A 23270-nucleotide genomic window follows, 5' to 3' on the forward strand; every position below is an offset into this window, starting at 1 on the left:
GGCCTGGCCGGAGAGCCAGCAGTAATGATTGTCTCGAAACTCAGCCCTCTGACTGTAGCGTCGGTTGTGGCGAAGGGTCGTGAGATCGGCTTGAGAGAATGGACTCTTTCAGTTGTCTCTCGTTATACGGCTTGCCGAGGACGATCACCCCGCTCGCAGCGCTGATGCGCGTAGGATCGCCCGTCGCAAAGACAATTGAGGCCGACGGTCGCAAGGCTCGCGCGCGTTCTGCAAGCTCTGTGCCGGACGCGCCCGGCAAATTGACATCGGTCACCAGTACATCGAAGGGAACGGTTTCAAGAGCCGCCATAGCTTCCTCGGCGCTGGCAGCCTCCACAACTATATGGCCCGCCTCCTGCAAAATATCAGCGGTGTTCATCCGGATGAGAGCATCGTCTTCGACAAGCACCACGGTTAGCTGCTTGGCAACATCAGGTCTTTCTGAAGGCTCGCCTGTTTGACGCGGCAGAGCGGCAACGGACGCCCCGCTACGCTGGCGCTGGTTGTTGAGTACATGCCGAAATTTCCTGGCTAGGGCGTCGCGGCTGTAGGGCTTTGACAGGAGTTCAACTCCGGCATCGAGCTTGCCACCGTGCACGATAGAGTTTTCGGTATAGCCCGAGGTGAACAGAACCGCGATATTGGGCAACCGCTCACGCGCCTTTCGCGCGAGCTCGGGGCTTTTAAGGGTTCCCGGCATGACCACGTCGGTGAAAAGGATGTCGATCGGAATGCCGCTATCAATCACATTGAGCGCACTGGCGGCATCCGTCGCCTTAAGCACGCGGTATCCGAGATCTGCCAGCAGCGCCACCACCGTTTCCCGAACGGCCTCATCGTCTTCAACCACCAGCACCGTTTCGGTACCGCCGGCGATGGGTCCGTTCTCGACGGCCACTTCTATATCTTCCGATTGCAGTGCACGCGGCAGGTATAGCTTGATCGTTGTTCCGTGACCGACCTCGGAATAAATCTTCACGTGGCCGCCTGATTGTTTGACAAAACCATAAACCATTGACAGTCCAAGACCTGAGCCTTTTCCTTCGGCTTTCGTCGAAAAGAACGGTTCGAATACCCGGTCTATTATCTCCGGGGCCATTCCCGATCCGGTATCGGTCACCGCCAGCAATACATATTGACCCGGCGTCACTTCCTCGTGATTTCGCGCGTAGGCGTCGTCCAGATGGGAATTGGAGAGCTCGATCGTCAACTTGCCGCGGCCATCCATCGCATCGCGAGCGTTGATGGCAAGGTTTAGGAGAGCATTCTCGATCTGAGCGGGATCGATGAATGTGTTCCACAATCCACCTGAAACGACGGTTTCGACCTCGACGGCTTCACCGATCGCGCGCCTCATCATATCGTCCATGCCTTGCACAAGGCGGCTTACATTGACGGTTTTGGGTTCGAGAGGCTGCTTGCGACCGAAAGCGAGAAGCTGGCTTGCCAGTTTCGCTCCACGGCTGACGCCTGCCATCGCATTGGCAACCCGGGTTTCGGCTCGCTCGTTGCCGCCTATATCCCTGGCAAGAAGAGCAAGATTGCCTGACACGACCTGCAGCAAGTTATTGAAGTCGTGCGCCACGCCGCCGGTTAACTTTCCGATCGTTTCCAGCTTCTGCGATTGGGCAAGCTTTGCTTCGGCTCGGCGCCTCTCGTCAATTTCGGCGATGACACGGGCCTCAAGCGTTTCGTTGAGATGCCGGAGCTGCTCCTCGGCGCGTTCGCGTTGGCGCACCTGCTGCGTCAGTATTTCTGCCTGCTCGCGCAGAGCGGCTTCGGCGGCGCGCTGATGGGTAATATCGGTATGAACTCCAACCCACTCGACAATATCCCCCGACGAACTCACGATGGGCAAAGCGCGAATAGCGAACTGACGCCAGGCGCCGTCATGACGACGAACACGATGCTCATGGACAAACATGGATTTGGTCGCGACCGCTTGCTGCCATGTGGTGACACTCGCGGCGGAATCGTCCGGGTGGACTGCATTCGACCAGCCATAGCCCTGGTACTGTTCGAACGTCTGCCCCGTCAGCGCCGCCCACCCTGGCTGTTCACCCAACATTTGGCCTTCAGCGCTATTGGTCCACAAAATGCCGTGAACCGCACCCATGGCCGTGTGAAAACGGCCATTGCTGATTGCGAGTGCTGCTTCGCGAAGCGCCCGATCTTGCACGTCGATACCGAGAATATAGACGCCGGGAATCGATCCGTCTGGTTCGATGCGAGGCACATAGCGGACCTCCAGCCGCCTGGTGGATCCATCTCTATGAGGCATGTCCGTTTCGGAAGAGAAAGTTTCTCCGGCCAATCCGCGATCTATGGAGGGGTAACGGTCGTTGTATGCAGCCTCTCCTATCATATCGCGGATGTGACGGCCGATCATCGCTTCAGGCTCGACTCCAAACCAGTCGCGATAGGCGGCGTTCGCAAAGCGATAAACATGATCCCGATCGACGTAGGAGATCAACATCGGCACTGCATCCGTAACCCGGCGCAATTCTACTTCGCTTGCCGCGAGCCGCGTTTCCATTAGGATACGGGCACTATTGTTCACGATCGTGCACATGACGCCGCCGACGCTACCGTCCGCATCGTAGACAGGTGTGTAAAAAAGATCGAGGAACAGCGTCTGCGGGCCATCTGCGCGCTGCAAAACGATAGGCTGATCGCGATGGAAGACCGTGTCGCCCTTCAGTCCCGCTTCAAGAATAGGGCTGTTCCAATCCCAGACCTCCGGGAATGCATTGGCGACAGGCGCGCCGATCGCCATCGGATGGCGTTCGCCGGCGATCTCCTTGTAGGCGTCGTTGTAGAGCATGATGTGGTCAGACCCCCACATCAACACCTTGGCGACGGGGGAATTGACGATGTTGGCGACCGTCGCACGCAGCTCGTGGGACCACGTTGGGATCGCACCCAATGGGCTCTGCGTCCAATCCTTTTCGCGGAGAATCGAGCCACACTCGCCCCCACCCTTTGGCCATCCATCGACGACCATTGGTTGGGCAGAAATGAAACCATCCCGCAGCGTTCGCAAGGCTGCATGAACGAGTTCACTGGCGTTGGCATAATCGCCTGAGGCTAGGCGTTCGGCGATGAACTCCTCGTGTTCAGGAGTGAGCGAGACGGGATGTAATGAGCGATCGACCATGCGTTTCCGTGCCATCTGCCGAATCGCGTGTCAACAGATGTCAGAGGTCGCCTCCTAGTGTTGTTGGGTTTTTAGCAGGAACCAATCGCCGAATTGTGACGTTTCCCGGGTCCCTTGTCATTTTACGAATGTTTGGAGGTACCTTGGAGCAACGAGACGACTGGCACCTGACGGACAGGCTTCACTATTCGCATGGCAGAGGCGATCCTTTTGCAGCAGCAGTTCGCGCTACCAGAATGCCGATGGTCATCACCGATCCGTCGCAGGCCGACAATCCGATTGTATTTTGCAACGAGGCCCTCCAGCTGCTGACAGGCTACGACCAATTGGAAATTCTTGGGAAAAATTGTCGCTTTCTTCAAGGGCCGGAAACCGATGCGAGGACTGTTGCTCAGATTCGATCCGCGATCGCCGAAGGGGAAAGCATTTCCATCGAAGTGCTCAATTACCGAAAGGACGGCTCGACGTTCTGGAACGCCCTTTATCTCAGCCCGGTGCGAAACGACGATGGCAAGATCCAATTCTTCTTCGCGTCGCAGCTCGACGTCAGCAAACATGTTGAGGCAACGGACCGTGTCAGCGAACAAAAATCGATTGTCGAAGAACAAGTGAAGCATCGCACGGCGGAGCTTGAGGCGGCTCTTGAAGCGAAGACTTTGCTGCTCCACGAAGTGGACCATCGGGTGAAGAACAATCTTACGATGATTGGTTCGCTTCTCAGATTGCAGTCGCGCGCGATCGGCGACCCTGTGATTTCAGCGAAGCTCGACACCATGATGGAGCGGATTGACGCATTGGCCCGAGTCCATAGGACACTTTACCAATCCGAGGACGTGAGCAAATTCGACATTGGCGAATTTGCCGTGAAACTCGCCGAGGATGTCATTGGCTCGAGCGGGCGTGGAAATATTTCGCTGATCCCTGATGTTGATCAAATTTCAGTCCCTGCCGGCAACGCGTCGTCTCTTGGGCTCATTCTCAACGAGATCCTTACCAATGCCATCAAGCATGGTTTCGCAGATGGTAAGGCAGGTACGATCGAGTTATCGGGTCGTCGTCACGAGAACGCTGCGACAATAACCATCGCTGACAATGGGGTCGGCATGCCTCATCAGCCGCCGTCCGGCCTCGGCCGAACCTTGATCAGTCGACTTGCCAAACAGACAAACGCGACTGTTGAGTGGGTGAGCCTTTCAGCTGGCACACGCGTGACCGTTTTCCTGCATGATCGGAACTGATGGATGAAACGCCCCAAGCCGCCGCTCAACATTCTGATCGTTGAAGACGAACCGTTGCTGGTCATGGATGTTACGACGATGATTGAGGATGCCGGCCATATCGTAATCGGATTTGCTGCTTCCCTATATGAGCTCGAGAAAATGCAACCTATCAGACCGCCGCACATCGCTTTCGTCGATATGCAACTTGCAAACAACTCCACCGGCTTGGATGTCTGTGCATACATAAAGAGCCGTTGGGCCGACACGATTATTGTATTCGTCACGGCAAATCCGAAAAAGATCCCGGATGACTTTGCCGGTGCACACGGTGTGATATCCAAGCCATTCTCTCGGCATGGCTTCATGAACGCTTTGATCTATCTTCAGGAGAGCGTTTGTACACCGCCTCCAGTGAAAGCGATTCCCGGAAGCCTTGTTGCGTCATCAAATTTGTCGGCAACATGGTAAAATGAAGTGTGGCTTGCTAGCAATTGTCGGTATGCCTGCTGATGATCGAGAATGAACTTACAATCGAGATGGCACATCAATACGTGGCTAAGCTTAGCCGTTCAGTCTCCAGATCTCGAAATTGAGAACTATGGCGAAGGCTACCCATGCTGCCAGTGGGACTAGGCAATAAGCGGCGCGCTCGTCGAGCCGGCGAAAGCTATGGATCGTAGCTAGAATTAAAAGCCATTGTGGGACGATATCGATTAGGCCGGCGATGGGATTATTGAGACCGAAAAACATCCACGACCAAAGCGCGTTGAGCACAAGCTGCGCATAGAACAGAACAAGCGCCGTCGATCGGCCCGGCTGATCGAACGGCAGATTCCACATGCGCCAGCTGGAATAAGCCATCAGCCCGTAGAGCAACGTCCACATTGGCCCAAAGATCCAATTCGGCGGATTGAAATCGGGTTTGGCGAGGCTTGCATACCAGTTGGCCAGATTGGGGAAAGTGGCCCATTGGCCGAGCAGCAGTGCCGCAACGACGGGCACTATCGCCAAGGACGCATTGATCCAGGGATTCGATCGATTTTCGATATCGGACGACATTGCTTGCCTCACTCGGTTTTCGCAGTTTGTAACTCGTCATATTGACCACCGCGAAGTGGTCTGTCTGCCAGAGTCAATGATGTGTTGGTGAACTCAGGTGCTTGCTACGACGCTGCATTTCTTTTTAGTCTCAAAATCTCATACGAGACTTTTTTTGAATTGGATCACGAGATCCAACGGCTTCGGCGTATCGTATAAAGGATATGAATGTTTCAGCGCTGCAAACCGACCGCTCAAAAGTATCATCCCGCCAAGCCGTGTTTGCCGAGAAGCAAGCGATGACGAGGTTATCTAGCCGCGAGAGCCTATCATCCGATAATGCCAACCAGCTTGTTCTCGCCATTGCGCAGAGCCAGGACCGAGCAGCTTTTGCTGAGCTGTTCAATCTGGCGGCCCCGAAGGTTAAGTCCTTTATGATGCGGACCGGCTCGGCACCGGAAATTGCCGAAGAGATAGCGCAGGAAGCTATGCTGCTAGTCTGGCGTAAGGCATCCTATTTCGACCCCGCTCGTGCCAGTGCTGCAACATGGATCTTCACGATTGCTCGAAATCTGCGCATCGATTTCCAGCGCAAGCAGAAATCATCGAAGTTTTCAGGGGCTGATGCAGGCAGTTTTCAAGAGGACGAACGAACGCCCGAGGAACTCCTTTTCATCAGAGTGGACGAGGAAAGGATAAGGACCGCGATGGAGGCGCTCAGTCCCGAGCAGGAAACGATCCTAAGATTGTCGTTTTTCCGCGATAGCCCGCATTCGGAAATAGCCGAGGAACTGGACCTGCCACTTGGCACAGTGAAATCACGCATAAGGCGAGCTTTGGCTAGGTTGAAGACCATTCTCGAAGAGACACTATGACTGCAAATCATCACCCCAGTGATCAAACACTTTTGCGCTATGTCGCTGGCAACTTGTCGGCGGGACCTGGGCTTGTCGTTGCAGCCCATATTGGCGGATGTCCCGCCTGTCGAAGGACGGTTGCGAAATTCGAGGCGGTCGGAGGAGCGTTCCTGGCGCGGCTCGAACCGGAAGCACTTTCCCTCGGAGCCCTTGACCGCGCACTGGCCAGGCTGGAGACAGACGATCACAAGATCAGCATCGACGCAACCCGACCGGGTGGCGCCTCGATTGGCGGCATTGCCCTTCCAAGTGTGCTGAGCGATTGCGGCATCGGGCCATGGCGGTCTGTCGGTCCGGGCGTCAAGCTCAGTCGGATCACCGTACCTTATGCGCCTGAAGCGAATGTCATTCTGCTCAAGGTCAAAGCAAACAAGCATATGCCGGCCCATGGGCACTCCGATCTGGAGGTCACCCAGGTGTTGCGTGGATCCTTTTCGGATGGCGGTAATCGCTATCTCCCTGGTGACTTCGTCGAAGGCGACGATGAGACAGATCACAGCCCGATCATCGGTAGCGAGGGCGAATGTATTTCACTTGCAGCGATCGAAGGTCGAATCCATTTCCGTGGTTTTCTCGGGAGATTGCTGCAGCCGTTCGTCGGAATTTGAGCCAATCCGAGAAGCTGGCGCTGAAATCTACCGGTCCCGAAATATCCTGAGGATCTGCGACGTTGAAGGCGACAGCTAACAGCCAGTGCCTGGCGTTTAGTAGGTCGCAAAACTGATCTCCGGTTGAATCTGGAAAACCGGAAACGCCTCGCGCGCCGGAAAACTCAAACTTGCGACTGTTCAAGACACTTGGAGCAGATTGTATTGAGGCCGGTGCGCTTTGCTCCTCCGCGGCCAGGTGGGGTTGAGTGAATTGCGGTACCGTGGACCTCGATCGAAGCCGACCATCAAGCACTTGGCTTCATTGTTTCGCAGCAAAGCGCTGAGCATCATCCACTGGCGGCGGCTGTCTTGGTATAAAATTGCCCTAGCGATCAGATACAGTGAACCTATCGGTTTTCGGATATTTTCCGATATTCCGTCGGCGAGAAGCCAACCGCATCCTTAAACTGATTGGAGAAGTGGAATGCCGAGTGAAAGCCAAGCAGGCCGGCAATTTCCTTCACCGACTTGTCCGTGTTTGCGAGAAAGTCACGTGCGCGCTGAAGACGAACCGTCATCTGATACTTTTTCGCTGACATTCCGGTCTGTTCACGAAAAAGCCTGCGAAAGTATGGATAGCTTACCCCCATCTCTGCGGCGAGATCCTCCACCGATTGTGAGATCCCACAGCGTTCCATCAGGATCATGCGTGCCCGATCGACAAGGCGCGCGCTGGCACTCGACGCCAAATTGCTTGGGCGGCATAGCAGCGCAAGAAGCTGCAGGCCGAGGGTCGATATGACAAGCTGATGGAGAATGGGATCCTGCCGCGCAAGATCATGGATTGATGCGAATACTTGATTGATTTCATCATTCGCGGCAGCCAGTGGGTGTTCGATTTGCAGAAGGCCTGCGTCAACGGCGAAATCGAAGGCGGTACCCCGGCATTCAATCCAATGTTCTGTCCAGCCCGTTCCACGATCAGGCGCGAACCTGTGCCATACGCCCGGAAACAGCAGAAAAATTGAACCACCATTGACGCGGACCTGGCGGCGTTGGCTTCCGAATTCAAGCTTCCCGCTGCCGGCGCTGATCAGCACGACCTGGTAGGCCTGTAGAATGCGTCCACGTGACCAGCTGAAATGATGGTCGTCAGGATGGCGGCTGAGAGGGTAGCTGGAATGTGGCGCAATTTCCGTATAGCCGGAGGAAACAGCGGTGCAGCCCCACGCTGCCGCTATTCTGTTGTCAGGCATATACACGAAGTAGTTCCTCGCCATTTGACGTCGCCATTCTAGGATCATTTTTTGTATGTAAATGATCACTTTTATGGATTTTCGCGGCGTGTCAACAAGATTGACCGATGGTACCGTCACGATGTTGGGACAAGTCATTCGAATTTGCCGAAACGCTGATCGCATCAGCTATCGTCGCTGCCGGGGAGGGTGGCGGCCGGGAGGAGAACAAATATGAAAACTCATGCCAGACTGCTGGCCGCTGCCGCTTGCCTTGCCGCATCTGCTGCCTATGCCGATGACTTCCACGGGTTCGATCCCGCCAAGTTCGACGGCAATATGCTTTCGGTCGAGGCGCTGAAAGCCATGGTCGCCGACGCGTCGAAAGTGACGCCTCCGAAAAACGGGAAAAGGTACAGCATCGGCTTTGCCAATCTTCAGCGTGACATCGCTTTCGGCGTACTCGTCGAGAAAGGCATTCAGGCAAATGCCGATGCTGCCGGCGTCGAACTCGTTGTCGCCGACAACCGCCTCGATGGGCCGACAGCACTTGCCAACGCCAAGTCTTTTGCCGAACGCAAGGTTGACTATGTCATCGAGTTTCAGACCGACGCGAACTTCGGTCAGACCGTGATGGATGTGTTCAATCAGGACGGCACCAAGGTCACGGCAATCGATATCCCAATGCCCGGTGCGAGCTTTTTCGGCGTGAACAATCCGAAATCGGGCTTCATGGGCGGGTCCTATCTCGCAACGGCTGCGGCAAAACAGTTTGGCGCGGACGCGGTCAAAAGCGGCTATCTCGTCATCGGCGCACTGCCCCAGTCGGGCGTCATTCCGCGTATGCGCACCGAAGGCCAGCGTGCCGGCTTCCTGGCGCTCAACAAAGATTTCCCGGTCGACCACATCATCGAGATCGATACCAAAAACACGCTGCAGGAATCCTACACCCAGATGAACAACGTGCTGGGTCGCATTCCGCCGGGCGCGCCGATCCTGATCATCGCGATCAACGATCAGGCGACCATGGGCATGTTGCAGGCCGTTCGCGCTGCCGGACGCGTTGACCAGGCCATTGCTGTCGGCAATGGAGCGGATGAAGCCGAGGCGCTTGCCACGGACCCGAAACTCGTAGCGGCGACTGGTTCGTTCCCAGGCAGCTACGGGAACTATCTCATCCCGATCGCACTGTCAGCACTCGCCGGCAAAGCCGTGCCGGAGGCAACCTTCGTCACCCATCAGGTGGTAACCAAGGCAAACATCTGCAAATTCTACAAGGAGTTCGCCTGCGCAGGCAATGCCGATGGTTACGTGTTTCCAGAGGCAGAGTTCGCAAGCTATCTCTCCGGTCTGAAAAAGCAGGATTGGCTGAAGGGCTACGAGGCAATTCTCCCCCAGCAATGATCTGGGGTCAGAGGAGATTTTGATGCAAACGGAATCGAGCACAGGGAACCGCGTATCGCGGCTCCAGATCACCAATGTTACGAAGTCCTTCTCCGGTGTGCAGGTATTGAAAAACGTTACCTGTTCGGCCAATGCCGGCGAAGTCGTAGCACTGCTCGGCGCAAACGGTGCGGGCAAATCGACGCTGATGAAGATCCTGTCCGGTGTCTATTCCTGCGATGCCGGACAAATTCGGATCGATGGCGCCGCAGTCAACATTACGTCGGCACGTGAGGCCATAGCATCGGGTATCCGTTTGATGCCGCAGGAATTGTCAGTGCATCCGGACCTGTCTGTGGCGGAGAACATCGCGCTCGGCTCGATGCCCAAGCGCAAGATCGCCGGCATAAGTTTCGTCGACCGTGCCGCCATGCAGGGACAAGCGACGACGCTGCTCAGGCGACTGAAGCTCGGTCATATCTCTGCGAGCCGGAGAATGGGATCGCTTTCGCTTCCCGAGCAGCGGATCGTCGAGATCGCCCGGGCATTGGCGGGCCAGGCACGCATTCTGATCATGGATGAACCGACTGCTGCACTCGGAGAAGCCGATGCCGAAACCCTGTTCGGGGTGATCGATGCGCTTCGCGCCGATGGTGTCACCATCATCTATATCTCTCATTACCTTGACGAGGTATTTCGCCTCTCTAATCGGATCGTCGTGTTGCGGGACGGCGAGGTGCGCGGACAGTTCAAGACGAGTGCCACCAGTCACGACGAGGTGCTGCGGGCGATGCTTGGAGGAGACCTCGGCGATCTTTTTCCGGCAAAGCCTCAATCTCTTCCCGACGAGGTGGTCCTGACGGTTGAAGGCCTGTCCCTTCCAGGCTGGCTCACCGATGTATCGTTTTCAGTGCACCGCGGCGAGGTTTTGGGTGCGTTCGGTCTGATCGGCTCCGGGATTGAGAAGGTCGGCAGAGCAATCTATGGGGCAGAGCCCAAGGCAAAGGTTCGTTCACTGCGGATGGGGGCTGTCGAAACGGTGCTGTCGAACCCGCGGGCAAGCATTCAACGCGGTATCGGTTTCGTTGCGGCCGAGCGTAAGCAGCAAGGCATGATCGCCAACCTGACCGTCCGCACCAACACGACCCTCCCATACCTCACGCGCTTTACGCGCTTCGGGCTGGTCGATCACAATCGGGAACGAGCAATGTCGCGGCACTGGATCAGGACCCTGCGCGTCAAGACGACGGGTCCGGAGCAGGAACTACGACTGTTGTCGGGCGGCAACCAGCAGAAAGTGTGCCTGGCACGGTGGCTGCTCGGCGACCCGAAGCTCCTCATTCTCGAAGAACCGACGCGAGGTGTCGACCTCGGCGCTCGACGCGAGATTTATGAGGAGATTCGCCGCCTTGCGGCGAACGGATTGGGCATACTCCTCGTCTCATCGGACGCCGAGGAAGTCGCCGGTCTTGCCGACCGAACGATGGTCTTCGAGGAGGGCAAAGCCGTGGCCGTACTCGGAGCCAATGCATCGGCCGCCGAGTTGATGCAGGCGGCAGAGTCACACTCCGTTTCTGCTGCGAATGAATTGGAGAAAGCATGAACAAGTCAAACTCAATCGTGGCCGGCAAACCCAAGGCGATCAGCCAGCGCCCGTCGATAACGGAGATCATTGCCAGGCCGGCCGCCGGCATCGTGGTTCTGCTTGGCTTTTATGTCGTCCTTCTCGCTGCATTCACGATGTTGTCGCCGTTCTTTTTATCAGTGAGCAATCTTGCCAATATCGGTACGAACATGGCCTTCATCGGCCTCATGGCCGCAGCCGGAACCCCGTTGATTATCGGCGGCGGACTCGACCTGTCGGTGGCGGCCGTTGCCGGTCTGGCCGGTGTCATCGTTGCGTTGATGCACTCCAACGGGATCAATATCTGGGTTGGATGCCTGACGGCTTTGGTTATCGGCGCCGGGGTCGGGATTTTGAATGGTGTGATCGTCACCAGGCTGCGCCTCAATCCTCTGATCGTGACACTCGGAACGATGAGCATATTCTCGGGCCTGTCGATGGTTATGACAGGCGGCCTCAGCAAGCCGCTCTTCGTGCCGTCCTTCAACTGGCTTGGTTCAGGCCGCATCTTTTCCGTGCCGTTTCCCGTCATCGTCATGCTCGTGGTCTTTGCCGTCCTTTGGCTTGTGCTTGCCAAAACGCCGTTCGGACGGTTTGTGTATGCAACCGGAGGCAACCCGGAGGCCAGCAGCCTTCTCGGTGTCCCGGTCGAGCGCACACAGCTGATACTCTACGTGATCTCAGGAATTTCAGGCGCTGCGGCTGGCATCATCCTTGCAGCAATGCTCGGCGCCGCCGCGCCAAACGCCGCCAGTCAGCATCTGCTGACGATCATCGCTGCTATCATTCTGGGAGGCACGAGCCTGTTTGGCGGGCGGGGAAGCGTCTGGGGCACGCTGATCGCGGTGCTGATCCTCGGGACCCTGAACAACGGCCTGACCCTCATGAACGTGTCCAGTTTCTGGCAGGATGTCACACGCGGTGTCGTGTTGCTTCTGGCTGTGGGCCTCGACCAGTTGCGTGTCCGCCTGCAGGGCTGATCCGCCATAATTCCAGGAGAAAATGGAATGTCTGAACGCCCTTTAAAGGCCGGCCTGTTCGGTATCGGCCTGGAGGCCTATTGGCCGCAGTTTGACGGTCTCGAAGCAAGGCTGCGCGGATATGTGAATGTCGTGGCGTCCAAGCTGGAGCGGCCCGGTGTCGAAGTCGTCAATCTTGGCCTCGTGGATACGCCAGAGAAGGCCGTCGATGCCGGGCACCTGTTTCGACAGGCCGATGTCGATATCATTTTTCTCTACATCACGACCTATGCTCTATCATCGACCGTCTTGCCGGTTGTTCGTCGTGCAAAGGTGCCGGTCATCATTCTGAATCTGCAGCCGACTAGGGCAATCGACTATGCATCCTTCAATGCACTCGGCAACAGGACGGCCATGACCGGCGAATGGCTGGCGCATTGCGCTGCATGCCCGGTGCCCGAGATTGCCAATGTGTTCACCCGGACGGGTATTCGGTTTCACCAGGTGACGGGTGTTCTCAAGGATGACCCATTTGTCGACAACGAAATCGAAGAGTGGATCGAGGCCGCACGGGTAGCCCACGTGATGGCGCATAACCGGTTGGGCGTCATGGGGCGCTATTACAATGGCATGCTCGATATCTATTCCGATCTTACAGCCCAAAGCGCGGCGTTCGGAACGCACATTGAAGTATTGGAGATTGACGAACTAGCGCGCCTGAGACGGGACGTAACCGATGCGGAAGTCACAGCCTGTCTCGACCGCATCCGATCGGATTTCGACGTGCAGCCTGATTGCAATCCCGAAGAGCTTGCGCGTGCCGCAAAGACGGCTGTCGCGCTACGGAAGCTGGTCGATGCCAAACGTCTCGGCTCGCTCGCCTATTATTACGAATCCATGCCCGGGCATGAATATGAGGACATCATCACTTCGGTGATCGTCGGCTGTTCGATGCTTACCGCCGAAGGCATACCCGTTGCGGGCGAATATGAGATCAAGAACGCGCAGGCAATGAAGATCATGGTCAGCTTCGGCGCGGGAGGTTCCTTCACCGAATATTACGCCATGGATTTCGATGCAGATGTGGTCCTGATGGGCCATGACGGCCCTGGCCACACCAAAATCGCAGAGGGTCGGACCAAGATCCGCCCTCTTGAGGTATACCACGGCAAGGTCGGCTCCGGCGTCAGCGTCGAAATGTCGGTCAAGAATGGCCCTGTGACGCTGCTGTCCGTGGTCGAATGCGCGGGAAACGTAAAGCTTTTATGCGCCGAAGGCCAATCAGTGCCCGGCCCGATCCTGGAAATCGGGAACACCAACAGCCGTTATCAGTTTCCGATTGGCGCACGCGCGTTCGTAGAGAACTGGAACGCGCAAGGGCCAGCCCATCATTGTGCAGTCGGCGTGGGGCACGTGGGAAGCCGCTTGGAAAAACTGGGCAAGCTGCTGGAGATCGAGGTCATCCGAATTTGTTGATGAACGGAAATTGCTGCTGGCAAGAACGTTCTGCCTCGCGGAGTGGCCGACTGATGACCCTACTAGGCAAGTGCTGGCGCTTTGGCGTAACGGACTGGATAGGGTAATGTCACGCAGGGCGAAGGTTTTACGCTTCAGTACGACTGATTGTGATGTCGACGCCCTGCGGCAACACTATGCGAACACGCTCAAGCCGGTGTTTCTAAATCCGATTGGTGACAGACGTACCATATCCGCACATGATCTTCATATCTCCATAGGCGATTTTGATATCTGGTCCGGGAATTGCCCTTCGGGGATGTCGGTGTCATTCACTGAGCCTCCAGATCTCTATGCGTTATATCTTCCACTTTCGGGAAGCATGGAGTTCAGACAAGGAACGCACACAGCGCTTTCGGTCCCGGGCGGGATCTTCGCCTGCGACCTTGCCAAGCTAAGCAAGATCTCTCTTCACGAAAATCGAAGCCATATTGGAATCGCGTTCCGCAGAAGCACGTTCGTTGGGCACTTGAGTGAAATCACCGAGACCCCCGTAGATCCGAACTTCGATCTGTTCGGTGAGACTAGCGCTGACTTCGACGATGGAAGGCTAGCGACAATGTGCAGGCTGGTCTGGGATGGTCTGGAGAAGCACCCTCAGGAAGGCCTCGCAGCGCGTTCCAACGAGTTTCTTTTGCGCGCAATCATGGTGAGATTGTTGGAAAGCGTGCCTCATAAATATCGCTTCCTTATGAACCGAAACAATTCACCAGCGATGCCGCGACAGGTCAAGCTTGCCATAGAGTTTATGGTGGCACACGTATCGACGCCGGTAACAATTGACAATATTGCCACCGCAGCGGGAGTAAGTGCCAGATCGCTTCAGCTTGCCTTTCAACAGTTCAAAGATACGACCCCCTTAGCTTATCTTCGCCGCTTGCGTCTTGTTAGGGCGAAGCAAGAGCTTGAGGCGGCAAACAATGATGTCATCACTATTGCCGCGGTTGCTCAGCGCTGGGGATTTTCCAATGTTGCTAGGTTCTCCACGCTCTATTTACGAACATTCGGCGAAACACCCAAACAAACACTCTCTCGCAACCGATAGAGGCAGCGATTTCCAGTGGTGATCATCGGCGATTAATCGCGCACTCCTTTGTGACAGAAAATCATCGAAGATTCTGAGGCTGGAGTTTGGCGAAATGAATTAGAAATAACATTAAGTTATAATATAAATATATATAAGAGAATTGATACAAAAAACGAAATATGAAGGCGTAAAGCGATGTATTATTTTCCAGATACACTGACGGAGTGTAACTTTAATAAAAAATAATATTGGTATTCCCCATAACTTGATCCGAAGATTAATCAGAGCCCGAGAATTGCCGAAGTTCTCTGGCCGATAAATTCAAGGGTAAGATCATGATTTCCTTAGGATTTGGACAAAATAACTCAGCAATCGTCGCTGCCTTGGACAAGTCGCATGCGATAATCGAATTTGATATGCACGGCAAAATACTTGTGGCCAACGATATATTCTGTGCGGTGCTAGGCTATAAATTGAGCGAGATTATCGGGAGGCATCACAGTATGTTTGTCGATCCTCAGGAAAGAACGTCAAAAGAATACCAGGATTTCTGGGATAAGCTCCGTAAGGGCGATTTCGATCAACGACAGTACAAGCGGATTGGCAAGGGCGGGAGAGAAGTTTGGATCGAGGCTGCATACAATCCAATATTCAAGGGATCCAAGCCATTCAAAGTCGTCAAATTCGCCACAGACATTACCGCTTCGAAGCTTAAGAGCGCCGAGGCAGAAGGTAAAATCAACGCGATATCCCGCGCACAGGCCGTCATCGAATTTACCCCCGATGGTGAGATTCTCGATGCCAACGAAAATTTTCTAACCGTACTGGGTTATTCGCTTGCCGAGATCAAGGGCCGGCATCACTCCATGTTCTGCGATCCGGCCTATGCAAAGGGAGACGAGTATAGGCAATTCTGGAAAAAACTTCAGGCCGGGGAGTTTTTCGCCGGGGAGTTTAAGCGTCAGGGTAAAGGCGGCAAGGTGATTTTCATCCAAGCATCGTACAATCCCATTTTCGATCCGAACGGCAGGGTGTTCAAGGTTGTAAAGTTTGCGACCGATATAACCGCCCGGGTCAATAACGTGCGTGAGCTCGCGGAGGGGCTTCGTTCACTTTCCGAGGGCGATCTGTGTCTCGAACTCTCAAGGCCATTCATTACGTCTCTCGATCAACTGCGGATTGATTTTAACGAAACCATTACGAAGCTTCGAGCCGCAATGGCTACTATCGGTGACAATGCGCGCGCGATAGCGGCTGGATCGAACGAAATCCGATCTGCGGCAGATGACCTCTCGAAGAGAACCGGACAGCAGGCAGCCTCAGTTGAGGAAACGGCGGCGGCGTTGGAGCAAATTACAACGACGGTGGCTGATTCTAGTCAACGCGCTGCCGATGCGGGCAGGCTTGTTGCCCACACTCGGGAAGACGCGGAGCGATCTGGTCATATCGTCACCGAGGCAATAGCAGCGATGAGACAAATCGAATTTTCCTCGGGGGAGATCTCCAATATAATTGGGGTGATAGAGGAGATCGCCTTTCAAACCAACCTTTTGGCTCTTAATGCTGGCGTTGAAGCCGCGCGTGCGGGCGACGCAGGCAAGGGTTTCGCGGTCGTTGCCCAGGAGGTTAGGGAGCTGGCACAACGCTCTGCCAAGGCCGCAAAGGAAATCAAAGCTTTAATCAATACATCTGGTCAACATGTGAAAAGCGGAGTGTCACTTGTCGATCAGACTGGCCACGCGTTGAAGGAAATAGTTGAACAAGTTGCCGTCATTAATACGCATGTTTCGTCCATAGTCTTGGCTTCGCGAGAGCAGGCCACGGGGCTGAATGAGATCAATATTGCCGTCAACACAATCGATCAAGGCACGCAGCAGAATGCTGCCCTGGTGGAGCAATCGACGGCGGCAAGCCATGGATTGGCCCGGGAAGCGGATGCAATGTTTGAGCTGCTCACGCAATTCAGATTGCAACCGGACGCACCGGGACCCCGCCTGGCACCCTTGGAGATTCGGTCTTTTGGCGACCTCACGTCCTCCCGCCAGTGGCGCCTGCTCGATAAAACTGCCAATGCTGTTTAATCTTTGCCTGGTTGGGGGTGCGGATAAGAACTTGGACTGATTTAGACGTTAAGGTGTTGAATTCCACCATGATTTGACCCGCTTTTCCGCTTGACGTTGACCCAGTTAAGCGGAGACAGGCGTATGAGATCCCTCACAATTTTGAACCATCTGTTGGTAATCCCAAAATGGCAAACCGGGTGAGTTTCGTATGGAATTCAACAGCCTCTTCTCAAGGCGCGTTCAGTTAAGGCACGCCACCGTCTCGAGCCGTAGTCACCCCACGCATAGCGGGGCCTGCATTCATCATTCTGGCTATTTTGAGTTGTGCCTGGAGCCAGGCACTTGTAGACTTATCCGGGAATATATTTTTGGAGCAGTCCCATCCTCAATCAAAATCTGTGATGAGAGGGATTTCAAACCACGTCACCGGAGATTGGCCTATGACTGTAACCGATGGAGCGAACGCGGAAAGTGACGAGACTCCGCCGGATAGTCTGGACGCGTTTTACAAGCAAAACGGGATCGATTTTGGTGCTGGGGATCTGTTTTGTATCGGGGGCGGTAAGTTGCTTCCGAAGCTCAAAGGATTTTTAGGAGCGCTGGGACGCTTTCGCGACGATGACGGCCATACGCCGTTCAGTTCGGCGATAGTGCTCGATAGCCTGGACACCGAGGGCGGTCGCGACATGTGTTTTTCCTGTTCCGGGCCCGCCGACGAGGACAATGTTATGCGCTTCGTCCATAAACTCGCATCGGTGCAATTGGCGCACCGTCGCCTCGTTGATCTCGCTGGCGGCGAAGTTGTATCCGGAGATATCCTTGTAGGCCGGGAAGCGAGCCGCTTTCATGTGATAGGCGATGGAACGAACCTCACGCTCGGCCATCTCGGCCTTCAGCAACTGCGATAGGATCGGTACGGCCGCATCGAACGCTGGAGCAGCTTGCTCGATCAGGTCCGTGACCGCTTGGGCCATGCCATACATCTTCAGGCTACGCAGCATGATGGCGATGGCGGCGCTGGCAGGATCATGACGCATGGCGACCTCCTACAGTCTGGACACGCAGGCCATCATAGCGCTCTACGTTTGCCTTGGGTTCACGTAGCAAGGTCAGCGTGTGTGGCGTGTCGATGTCCGGGCCGTCAGTCGTCTTGCCGTCGATCAGCCGATGCAACAGGTTCAGAACATGCGTCTTGGTCGCTACGCCAGCATCCAGGGCCAATTCCACCACTCGAACAACAACTTGTTCGTCGTGATGAAGAACGAGCGCAAGAATATCGACCATCTCACGATCACCACCGGGGCGGCGGAGCATCTGGTCCTGCAGTTTCCGAAAGCCCGGTGGCAATTCCAGGAAAGGTGCACCATTGCGCAGGGCACCGGGCTTGCGCTGGATAACCGCAAGGTAATGCCGCCAGTCGTAAATCGTTCGCGGCGGTTTGTCGTGACTGCGTTCTATGATCCGTGGATGTTCGCAGAGAATATTGCCCTCGGCTGCAACAACCAGCCGCGCGGGATAGATCCGCAGGCTGACGGGCCGGTTCGCAAATGATGCAGGCACACTGTAGCGATTGCGTTCGAAGGTGATCAAGCATGTCGGCGAGACGCGCTTGCTCTGCTCGACGAAGCCGTCAAACATGGCGGGCAATGCCATCAAAGCAGGCTGCTCATCACCCCAAACATCGGCGATCGAACCGGGCAGGCTCCCGTGCGGTGTCTCCTGCCACAGGTTCTGGCAGTGCTGCTCCAGCCAGAGGTTCGACGTTGCCAAATCCGGGAAGTCGGGCATCTGTTGCCACAGGCGGGGACGAGAATCCTGGACGTTCTTCTCGACCTGTCCCTTCTCCCAACCCGCAGCCGGATTGCAGAACTCGGGCGCAAAGACGTAATGGTTCGTCATCGCTTGGAAGCGAACGTTGACCTGTCGCTCCTTGCCGCGGCCAACGCGATCGACCGCGGTCTTCATGTTGTCGTAGATGCCGCGACCAGGTACGCCGCCGAACACGCGGAACCCGTGCCAATGGGCGTCGAAGAGCATCTCATGCGTTTGCAGCAAGTAGGCTCTGACCAGAAACGCTCGACTGTGCGATAACTTTATGTGTGCGACCTGAAGCTTGGTACGCTCGCCGCCGATCACGGCATAATCTTCACTCCAATCGAATTGGAATGCTTCGCCTGCACGGAAAGTCAGCGGAACGAATATGCCGCGGCCAGTCGTCTGCTGCTCAATCCGCCACTCGCGGGCAAAGGCGGCGACCCTGCCATAAGAGCCGGTAAAGCCGAGAACCACCAGATCGGCGTGAAGCTGCTTCAGCGTTCGGCGCTGCTTGCGTGACCGTCCGGCCTCGGTCTTCAGCCAGCCAGAGAGTTTGTCGGCGAACGGATCAAGCTTGCTCGGTCGGTCCGGTACCGTGAACGTCGGCTCGATCATACCCGAGCTCAGATACTTTGCGATCGTGTTACGTGACAGCCCGGTGCGCCGGCTGATCTCGCGCACCGACAACTTCTCACGCAGTGCCATCCGACGGATGATGTTTAAAAGTCCCATGTGGATCACTCCGTTGCCCCCGTCGCTCACCGCGTTGGGGGGAAGGTCACATGGCTCAATTCTCAATGGAAATTATGCGCCTAACCGGCTCAGTTCCGCGTGCAAACCAACACGTCTACGGACTGGATGCAAAAATGGGCCGGCATAACCGGCCCATCCATGATCAATGCTGATCGACTGGCGTAGACACCGCAGCCGGCGGATCCTGCCGGCCAAGCCGGTCGGAGACGAGCAGCGACAGCATCATTTCCACGAGGCCATTGGCTGCGCCCTTCTCGCCGCCGGCACCGCCGATTTGGATCTGCGGCACCAGCGGTAGCCTGCCGTTCTCGATCGCCTCTGCGAAGCGCATGAGGACCTGCGAGTTGAGCTGATAGTCAGGCCCACCGAAGGCCGCGACTTTTTTCTCAGTGGCCTCGGCTTCCGCCAAACCGACGGCGCGCACCTTCTCGGCGTCTGCAAAACCGGTCGCCTTGATGCGTTCAGCATCGGCAAGCGCGATGGCCTTGATGCGGTCAGCCTCGCCCAGGCCGGCGAGGCGCACTTTTTCGGCCTCAGCCTTGGCGGTGACCTGAATGGTTTCCGCCTGCTGGCGGGTGCGGGCGAGCTGTGCCTTACCCTCGTTCTCGCTGATCTCGATGGTCAGAGCTGACGTCGTGATTTTGGCCTGCTGTTCCGCGAGCGCCTCTTTCTCTCGCAAAGTGCGCTCCTGGATCGCGGCCGCCTCCTGCAATTTATAGGTCTCGACTTTTTCAACCGCGATCTGGCGCTCGCGTAGCTGGATGAGAATCTGCTCTATGCTGTTCTGGCCGTTGGCGGCGCGCGGCGTACCGATCAGCACTTCCTGCAGTTCGAGACTGTAGGAGGTGAATTTTTCGCGCATCTCCTCGCCCGACTTGCGCTGGATATCGCTACGCTCCTGCAAAAGCTGAATCAGCGTTTTTGTCTGGGCGATATTCTTGAAGTAGGCAGAGACCATAGGATCGAGCGTCTGTTCGACCAGCCGTTTTATGTCGCCGAAACGCTGCACGACGAGGGGCGCCTTCATATAGTCGATATGCACGACGACCGAGAGCGGCAGCACAGGCTCGAATGCATCCTTGGTGATCAACGACACTTCAGACAGGTTCTCGTCCAACCTGTGCTCGCCAAACTGTTCCTTCGTCCATTTGAGCACGAAGTTCGTGGTCGGCACGGTAATGATATTACCGGCATAGGTATTGAACGCATACTTGCCGGGCAGCAGGGGTGTTGACCAGACACCGCGTGCGCCGATTTCGACCAGTTCGCCATGACGGTAGGCCTGCCCGGATATATCCGTGCCATGCCGGCCGTTATAGGAGACGACGACGCCCACTGTGCCAACGTCAATGATCGTCTTCTCGACCAGTTCGACGGTCGCGAAGATGCGGTTCAGGAAGTAGCTGCCGTCGGCCAGCACCTGCAGCTGCCGGCCGCGGTAACCGCCGGCATTGAGAAACTTCTCCGGGTCCTGGAAATTGTTGTGGAAGTTCGGGTCTTTAGGATCGTTGGCAACGGTCGGCGCGATGATCTCGCCATCCGGTAGCGCCGGGCCGTCATGAATGGTGACGATACCGATCATGTCCTCGGCATTATGGATGACGACGGGCTCGAAGCCATCCCGCTCCGTGATCATGCTGGACATATCGGCGAACAGGTCTTGTTCTGACTTGCTCAGATTGACGGCATAGATCGACTGGGCGGTCAGCACGATGAATTGCGCAAGATTGATGGCATAGGTGCCTTCGCGCAGGATCTTGCGCTGCGGTCCTTTCTGTCCGCCTTTTTCGAGAAAGCTGCGTACATCCTGGAAGTCATCGGCTTCGGTATTGGACGCCAGTGTCTGTGTCGGAGGCAGCGGCTTGCCATCACGGGCAAAGACGTAGCCGATCTGGCCCTGCGGAATGGTCACGAGATTGGCACGATGCATTGAATATTGGAACGGCATGAAGAAGTGCAGGCCGCCTCGTACGACGTCCGGCTGATAGCCGGCCTCGCGGTTGAGCGCGATGAAGCCGTTCTCGACGGAGCCGCGAAAGCTCCACAGCTTTTCGAGGATGCCGAGCCTGTCGTTGGGGATATAGCGAACTATGCCGCTCCAACGAAACAGGACGGCCAGCACGATGACCGGAACGGCGATTTCGATCGCCATCCATTCCATCGGACTGAGATTGGGTAGGGCTTCCATCTTTTCTCTCCTAAGGGCGCACGGGTTCATCCACCCGACTGCCGCCCGGTTGGTGTATGGTCGATAAGTTGGGGAGATTGCGCCTATGCGATCGACGCACTAAGCGTGCGTCGAATGCTGGGGCTGCTCACTGTCAGGAAAGATGACCGCGCGTCTCCAGTCCCCACTGAGGGACAGCGTGGTCGTGAGGGGTCTCACATCGGTGTTGCCTTGATAGACATAACGGAAGATGACGTAGGGATTGCGCCTATAGGTTTAAAGGCGGGCGAAATGAAAATCGCATAAGTATTTCCAACGATTTCGATATTTCGAGCATTCCATTCCGCTGAATCACATCTGGTGCGCTGGATTGTTTCGGGAGGCTCTAGCTCTGGTGCGGGGAGTGAGAGCGTCTTGGGATTTCACTTGCCCATTGATGTTGAAAGTCGCGACGTGCCGATCACGTTGGCAATCGATCAGCGCACCGAAGTTGTCAAAGCTTGTTGGTGTTGCCCATTGGAGAGTTGAGGCATAGGAACTCTGTTGGGACGCAAGGGTGACATGCGCCACGTGAACCTTGACGAACCAAAATGGTTCACAGATAATGATCGTGAACCAAGAAGGGTTGAGTGTCATGACTGCATTCACCGTGCGTGTTTCAGATGAAACGGCTAGCAAACTCGACCAAATCGCGGAAAAGCTTGATCGGTCCCGCTCTTATATGGCCGCTCAGGCGATTGAAGATTACGTAGCTCGCGAAGAGTGGCAAATCGCTGAAATCGAGGCCGGGTTGGCTGAGGCCAACCGGGGCGAATTCGCGAGCGATGGCGAGATCGCGAACGTTATTGGAAAATACATCAAGTCTGTTCGTTAATCATGAGCGAAAAGCATATCCGCTGGACGAAGAGAGCGGTGCGACGGCTTGATGAGATCGGTGCACATATCCAGAAGGATAATCCGGACGCCGCCGCGCGAGTGGTCGCGCGAATCGTGTCGGCTGTGGACATGCTTGCCGACTTTCCTGCAACGGGTCGCGCTGGTCGCTTAAATGGAACGCGCGAACTGGTGCTGGCGGATATCCCTTATATTATTGCCTACCGCGTCGAGCATGAGGTGGAGATCCTCACCATCATGCATGCTCATCAGCGATGGCCTTCGGCGCTTTAAGTTTCCACCTTAAGCTCCAAGTTAACGCAGGCAACGACGGTTCAGATCCCATCAAGACCAACCATCGCGACGTGCGGCACATCTAACGGCGTCAAAGCCTTAGGGTCTGAAGTCATTGCGCGGCGTGGAAAGCCGTCAGCAATCACGAAGTCCCATTCCGCAATCTGTAGCAAGAGAACGATGATTGGGTTCTTGCTCTCAAGCAGCCCCATTCGTTGTTTTGTCACGCCTGTCGAGAGTTTGCCGGATCAATCAGAACTTCCGCGGCATCCCACGCCCTTGTTGCCACGGTCGGATCGCGAAAGGCACGAGCATCGATCGTCGCGCCATCAAGCAGAATCATGAGGATTGACGCGGTGCGTGCCGCTGCTTGCTCTGGCAAAAGGGACGTCAGTATGTCGCCCATCCATGAGGTCATTGTCGTCTTATACCGAATGGCGATCATCGAGATCTTCGGATAGTCGGTTCCAAATTCCGCGAGTGCACGCTCGAAAAGGCAGCCGGCAAATTCTGGAGTGGCAAACCATGCCTCATGCCAGGCGAAAATAGCATGCAGCTGTTCCTTCGCCGATGCTGTTGGCTCAACAGATGCGCGAAGACTGGCCATCGCGTCGGGCTTTTCCGCCACCAAGCCTGTGAG

The 23270-nt window shown here is 55.8% G+C and carries 18 protein-coding genes and 1 pseudogene; 12 read left to right on the forward strand and 7 right to left on the reverse strand.

All coding sequences use genetic code 11. The annotated features are described in order from the left end of the window. Positions 1–40 precede the first annotated feature (40 nt). Positions 41–3004, reverse strand: a complete 2964-nt coding sequence (locus tag BSK43_RS15145; protein ID WP_246662615.1) for a PAS domain-containing protein — start codon at positions 3002–3004, stop codon at positions 41–43. Between the two features lie 296 nt (positions 3005–3300). Between BSK43_RS15145 and BSK43_RS35980 the strand changes: the two genes are divergently transcribed. Beyond that, positions 3301–4395, forward strand: a complete 1095-nt coding sequence (locus BSK43_RS35980; protein ID WP_136686963.1) for a histidine kinase dimerization/phosphoacceptor domain -containing protein — start codon at positions 3301–3303, stop codon at positions 4393–4395. A 3-nt stretch (positions 4396–4398) separates the two neighbouring features. Continuing rightward, positions 4399–4845: a response regulator gene (locus BSK43_RS15155; RefSeq protein WP_077472347.1), complete on the forward strand. Its 447-nt coding sequence runs from the start codon at positions 4399–4401 to the stop codon at positions 4843–4845. Positions 4846–4938: 93 nt separating this feature from the next. Here the strand turns inward: BSK43_RS15155 and BSK43_RS15160 are convergent, their stop codons facing one another. Further along, positions 4939–5436 (reverse strand): TspO/MBR family protein, encoded by a 498-nt coding sequence (locus tag BSK43_RS15160; RefSeq protein WP_077472346.1) that lies wholly within the window; start codon positions 5434–5436, stop codon positions 4939–4941. 203 nt (positions 5437–5639) lie between these two features. Between BSK43_RS15160 and BSK43_RS15165 the strand changes: the two genes are divergently transcribed. Next, complete coding sequence (locus tag BSK43_RS15165) at positions 5640–6290, forward strand: sigma-70 family RNA polymerase sigma factor (RefSeq protein ID WP_077472345.1); 651 nt, start codon at positions 5640–5642, stop codon at positions 6288–6290. Continuing rightward, positions 6287–6940, forward strand: a complete 654-nt coding sequence (locus BSK43_RS15170; RefSeq protein ID WP_077472344.1) for a ChrR family anti-sigma-E factor — start codon at positions 6287–6289, stop codon at positions 6938–6940. The genes BSK43_RS15165 and BSK43_RS15170 overlap by 4 nt, the downstream gene beginning before the upstream one ends. Positions 6941–7329: 389 nt before the next feature. Here BSK43_RS15170 and BSK43_RS15175 read toward each other — a convergent pair whose 3' ends face one another. Beyond that, positions 7330–8298: an AraC family transcriptional regulator gene (locus BSK43_RS15175; RefSeq protein WP_077472360.1), complete on the reverse strand. Its 969-nt coding sequence runs from the start codon at positions 8296–8298 to the stop codon at positions 7330–7332. Between the two features lie 93 nt (positions 8299–8391). Here BSK43_RS15175 and BSK43_RS15180 point away from each other — a divergent pair, with 93 nt between their 5' ends. The 6 genes from BSK43_RS15180 (at position 8392) to BSK43_RS15205 (ending at position 16746) form a co-directional block, all read left to right on the forward strand. Next, a complete protein-coding gene (locus BSK43_RS15180) occupies positions 8392–9561 on the forward strand; it encodes a sugar ABC transporter substrate-binding protein (protein WP_077472343.1) in 1170 nt (389 codons plus the stop codon). Positions 9562–9583: 22 nt separating this feature from the next. After that, positions 9584–11143 (forward strand): sugar ABC transporter ATP-binding protein, encoded by a 1560-nt coding sequence (locus BSK43_RS15185; RefSeq protein WP_077472342.1) that lies wholly within the window; start codon positions 9584–9586, stop codon positions 11141–11143. Continuing rightward, positions 11140–12144: an ABC transporter permease gene (locus tag BSK43_RS15190; protein ID WP_077472341.1), complete on the forward strand. Its 1005-nt coding sequence runs from the start codon at positions 11140–11142 to the stop codon at positions 12142–12144. The genes BSK43_RS15185 and BSK43_RS15190 overlap by 4 nt, the downstream gene beginning before the upstream one ends. A 27-nt stretch (positions 12145–12171) precedes the next feature. Further along, complete coding sequence (locus BSK43_RS15195; RefSeq protein ID WP_077472340.1) at positions 12172–13599, forward strand: arabinose isomerase; 1428 nt, start codon at positions 12172–12174, stop codon at positions 13597–13599. 106 nt (positions 13600–13705) lie between these two features. Further along, a complete protein-coding gene (locus BSK43_RS15200) occupies positions 13706–14683 on the forward strand; it encodes an AraC family transcriptional regulator (RefSeq protein ID WP_077472339.1) in 978 nt (325 codons plus the stop codon). Between the two features lie 317 nt (positions 14684–15000). Further along, positions 15001–16746, forward strand: a complete 1746-nt coding sequence (locus BSK43_RS15205) for a PAS domain-containing methyl-accepting chemotaxis protein (protein WP_077472338.1) — start codon at positions 15001–15003, stop codon at positions 16744–16746. Between the two features lie 629 nt (positions 16747–17375). On the opposite strand, the pseudogene BSK43_RS15210 reads toward BSK43_RS15205, so the two are convergent. The 3 genes and pseudogenes from BSK43_RS15210 to BSK43_RS15220 all read right to left on the reverse strand — a co-directional run. Then, a pseudogene (locus BSK43_RS15210) lies at positions 17376–17765 on the reverse strand (ATP-binding protein); the annotation flags it as partial. Next, entirely contained in the window at positions 17755–19275 is a 1521-nt protein-coding gene (gene istA / locus BSK43_RS15215; RefSeq protein WP_077472337.1) for an IS21 family transposase, read from the reverse strand. The pseudogene BSK43_RS15210 and the gene istA, both read right to left, overlap by 11 nt. Positions 19276–19438: 163 nt before the next feature. Next, complete coding sequence (locus BSK43_RS15220; RefSeq protein ID WP_077472336.1) at positions 19439–21484, reverse strand: flotillin family protein; 2046 nt, start codon at positions 21482–21484, stop codon at positions 19439–19441. A gap of 613 nt (positions 21485–22097) precedes the next feature. On the opposite strand from BSK43_RS15220, the gene BSK43_RS15225 reads away from it, so the two are divergent. Next, positions 22098–22337, forward strand: coding sequence for a CopG family ribbon-helix-helix protein (locus BSK43_RS15225; protein WP_077472359.1), 240 nt, complete (start codon positions 22098–22100; stop codon positions 22335–22337). Positions 22338–22339: 2 nt separating this feature from the next. Further along, positions 22340–22630, forward strand: coding sequence for a type II toxin-antitoxin system mRNA interferase toxin, RelE/StbE family (locus tag BSK43_RS15230; RefSeq protein ID WP_077472335.1), 291 nt, complete (start codon positions 22340–22342; stop codon positions 22628–22630). Positions 22631–22853: 223 nt separating this feature from the next. On the opposite strand, the gene BSK43_RS15235 is transcribed toward BSK43_RS15230, so the two are convergent. Further along, the gene (locus tag BSK43_RS15235) at positions 22854–23237 is read right to left on the reverse strand and encodes a hypothetical protein (protein ID WP_077472334.1); all 384 of its coding nucleotides are present in this window, start codon (positions 23235–23237) and stop codon (positions 22854–22856) included. Between the last annotated feature and the right edge of the window lie 33 nt (positions 23238–23270).

This window comes from Rhizobium sp. P44RR-XXIV (assembly GCF_001999485.2).
In the GTDB taxonomy this organism is placed as follows: Bacteria; Pseudomonadota; Alphaproteobacteria; order Rhizobiales; family Rhizobiaceae; genus Rhizobium.